Annotated in this window: 1 protein-coding gene; it reads left to right on the plus strand. The window is 71.9% G+C overall.

All coding sequences use genetic code 11. From position 1 onward, the window contains the following. Nucleotides 1-56 precede the first annotated feature (56 nt). Nucleotides 57-4,185 (plus strand): SDR family NAD(P)-dependent oxidoreductase (locus ABEB07_RS06275; RefSeq protein ID WP_345667384.1); only part of this gene is annotated, 4,129 nt, incomplete at its 3' end.

Genomic DNA, 4,185 nt, shown 5'->3' on the forward strand with positions numbered 1-4,185 from the left:
ACACACCCCACCACACCCCCCTCCCCACCTACCCCTTCCAACACCAACGTTATTGGATGGAGTCCGCCGTCCCCGCCGGCCCCCTGAAGCATCCGTTCCTCGACACCGCGGTCGGACTGGCGGACGGCGACCGTTTCCTCCTCGCCGGCACTCTGCGGCTGACGGAGCAGCGCTGGCTCGCCGACCACGTCGTGCACGGCGAGGTCCTGCTGCCCGGCACCGCGTTCGTGGAACTGGCGATGCAGGCCGCGCGCCACGTCGGACAGGACCTGCTCGCGGAACTCACCCTCCACGCGCCTCTTGTCCTCACCGAGGACTCCGGTGTGCGCCTGCAGGTCCTGGTGGACGAGGAGGACGGCGCCGGGCGTGCGGTGAGCGTCTTCAGCCGCGCCGCTGACGGCGCGCGGGACGAGCCGTGGACCAAGCACGCCGAGGGCAGACTCGTCGCCGGGCGGCCCGCGTCCCCGGACGGTGACCTGTTGGTCTGGCCGCCCGGCAAGGCGACGGAGCTGGATGCCGGCGCCGTTTACGCCGAAACGCCCGAGCAGCGGTACGGTCCCGCGTTCCAGGGGCTGCACCGTGTCTGGCTCCAGGACGACACCCTGTTCGCCGAGGTGGTCCTCGGGGAGGAGCAGGCCGCCGACGCCGATGGTTTCGCCCTCCACCCGGCGCTTCTGGACGCCGCGCTGCACCCGCTGGGCCTCGCTCCCTTCGGCCACTCCCAGGACGCGCCGCTCGTTCCGTTCTCCTGGCACGACGTGTCGGTACCCACGGCCAGTGCGCGACGGCTGCGGGTACGGATCACTCCCGTCGCCGCCGACGCGGTGTCCTTGCTGATCGCCGACGCGTCGGGGGCCGCCTTGCTGGAGGTGGGCCGGCTCGCCCTGCGTCCGCTGCGGCGCGGTGCCGGGAAGGCGTCTCGCTCCCTGTTCCGCACGTCGTGGGTGCGGTCGACGCCGCCGACTCCCGCCACGGAGCCGGAGATCGTCTGTCTTCCCGCCTCGGTGGGGGACGATCCCGTCGACTCCGCCGCACAGACGCTCGCGGCCTTGCAGCGCTGGGTGGGCGCGGAGCAGGCCCCGGATGCCCGGATGGTCGTGCTCACCACCGGCTCCCTCCTTCTGGACACCGATGCTCCGGCCGAGACGTCCACGTCTTTGGCCAACGCGGCGCTGTGCGGCCTGACCCGGTCGGCCCAGTCCGAGCATCCGGATCGTTTCGTGCTCGTCGACGTCGATGATCCGGAGTCGGACTGGCGGTCCACGGTGGCGGCCGCCGTGGCCGCGGGTGAGACACAGATCGCGGTCCGGCGCGGTGAGGCGTACGTCCCACGACTGGTGCGTGCCGTGCCGGGCGACGTCACAGGGCCCGACTGGTCGTCGGCGACCGTGCTGATCACCGGGGCCACCGGCGCCCTCGCCGGTCTCGTCGCCCGGCATCTGGTGGCCGAGCACGGCGCGCTCGACCTGCTCCTGGCGGCCCGGCGTCCCCTCCCGGCGGGACTACGGGACGAACTGACCGCGGCCGGGGCCCGCGTCAAGTCCGTCGTCTGCGACCTCACCGACCGGGCGGCCCTGGCCGCCCTGGTGGACGAGGCGCCCGCCGACCGGCCGCTCGCGGTGGTTCACTGCGCGGGCGCCGTCGACGACGCGGTCCTCGTCAATCAGACGCGCGCACACCTGGAGAGCGTCTTCGGGCCGAAGGCGACCGCGGCCTGGCACCTGCACGAACTCACCCGGGACCGCGACGTCAGCGCGTTCCTCCTCTTCTCCTCCGCGGCGGCCACCCTCGGCTCCCCCGGCCAGGCCAACTACGCCGCCGCCAACGCCTATCTCGACGCCCTCGCCCACCACCGCACCAGCGCCGGACTCCCCGCCACCAGCCTCGCCTGGGGACCCTGGGCAGCCGGCATGGCGGCCGATGTGTCCTCCAGAACGGGTGTCCGGCCGCTGCGTGAAGCCGACGGGCTGGAACTGTTCGACGCGGCCCTGACCACCGCGGGCCCCGTCATCGTCCCGATACTCCTCGACGCCCGCGCGGTGGCGGGCGACCACGCACCGGTTCCTCCGCTGCTGCGGGCACTCGTGCCGACGGCACCGCACCGCGCGACCGACCAGGCCGCGGGCGGTTTCGCCGAGCGGCTGCGGGGCAAGGCTCCAGCGGATCGCGACGCCGCACTGCTCGCGTTCGTCCGTACGCAGGTCGCGGCGGTGCTCGGACATCCCGATCCGCAGGTCATCGACTCGGGCCGCGCTTTCAGCGAACTCGGGTTCGACTCACTCACCTCGGTCGAGCTGCGCAATCGGCTGAACTCTCTGACCGGGCTCCACCTTCCGACGTCCTTGGTCTTCGATCATCCGAACACGTCATCGGTGGTGGATCACCTGCGAGACACGCTGTTCGGCTCGACTCCGGTGGACGAAGCGCCGGTGGTCGCCTCCTCGTCCCCGGACGATCCGGTGGTCGTCGTCGGGATCGGGTGCCGCTATCCCGGCGGCGTCGGCAGCGCGGAAGACCTGTGGCGGCTCGTCGAGTCAGGTGCGGACGCGGTGTCCGGTTTCCCCACCGACCGCGGCTGGGACCTGCCAGGACTCGCCGACCCCACCCGCCCCGGCGGATCCATCACCCGGGAAGGCGGATTCCTCCACGACGCCGCCGAATTCGACGCCGCACTCTTCGGCATCTCCCCCCGCGAAGCACTCGCCATGGACCCCCAACAACGACTCCTGCTGGAAACCGCCTGGGAAACCCTCGAAAACGCCGGCATCGACCCCACCTCCCTCCACGGCACCCCCACCGGCGTCTTCACCGGCGTCATGTACAACGACTACGCCGCACGCTTCACCACCGCACCCCAAGAAGTCGCCGGCCACCTCGGCAACGGCAGCGCCCCCAGCATCGCCTCCGGCCGCATCTCCTACACCTTCGGCCTCGAAGGCCCCGCCGTCACCATCGACACCGCCTGCTCCTCCTCCCTCGTCGCCCTCCACCTCGCCGCCAACGCCCTGCGCAACAACGAATGCACCCTCGCCCTCGCCGGCGGCGTCACCATCATGTCCACCCCCGGCACCTTCACCGAATTCACCCACCAAGGAGGACTCTCCCCCGACGGCCGCTGCAAAGCCTTCTCCGCCGACGCCGACGGCACCGGCTGGGGCGAAGGCGTCGGCCTCCTCCTCCTCGAACGCCTCTCCGACGCCCAACGCCACCACCACCCCGTCCTCGCCGTCCTCCGAGGCTCCGCCGTCAACCAGGACGGCGCCTCCAACGGCCTCACCGCACCCAACGGCCCCTCCCAACAACGCGTCATCCGCCAAGCCCTCACCAACGCCGGACTCCAGCCCACCGACATCGACGCCGTCGAAGCCCACGGCACCGGCACCCGCCTCGGCGACCCCATCGAAGCCCAAGCCCTCCAAGCCACCTACGGACACAACCGCGAACAACCCCTCTGGCTCGGCTCCGTCAAATCCAACATCGGCCACACCCAAGCCGCCGCCGGCGTGGCAGGTGTGATCAAGATGATCCTCGCCATGCGGCACGGCGTCCTCCCCCGCACCCTCCACGCCGACGAACCCACCCCCCACGTCGACTGGACAGCGGGCGCCGTCTCCCTCCTCACCGCACCACAACCCTGGCCCGACCACGACCGCCCCCGCCGCGCCGCCGTCTCCTCCTTCGGCATCAGCGGCACCAACGCCCACGTCATCCTCGAACAACCACCCCTGGCCGAAGACCGGCAGGAACGTCAGGAGCGCACACTCCCCTGGGTTCCCGTGCTGGTCACCGGGCACACGCCGGCGGCCCTGCGTGCCCAGGCGGCACGGCTCGCCGAACTGGACGGAGCTTCGGTGCCGGACGTGGCGTACGCGCTCGCCACCACACGCAGCGCGCTCGAACACCGTGCGGTCGTCGTGGCCGCCGGCCCGGCCGACCACACCCAGGCGCTCCGCGCGCTCGCCCGCGGCGGCACTCACCCGGCACTCGTCACGGGCCGGGCCGGTGAAGGAACCCTCACCATGGTCTTCTCCGGTCAGGGCAACCAACGCCCCGGCATGGGACGCGAACTCTACGACACCTACCCCGCCTTCGCCGACGCCTTCGACACCGCCTGCGCCGCACTCGACCCCCACCTCGACCACCCCCTCCACGACATCATCCACGGCACCCACACCCACCTCCTCA

The sequence above is a fragment of the Streptomyces similanensis genome (genome assembly GCF_039543625.1).
GTDB lineage: Bacteria > Actinomycetota > Actinomycetes > Streptomycetales > Streptomycetaceae > Streptomyces > Streptomyces similanensis.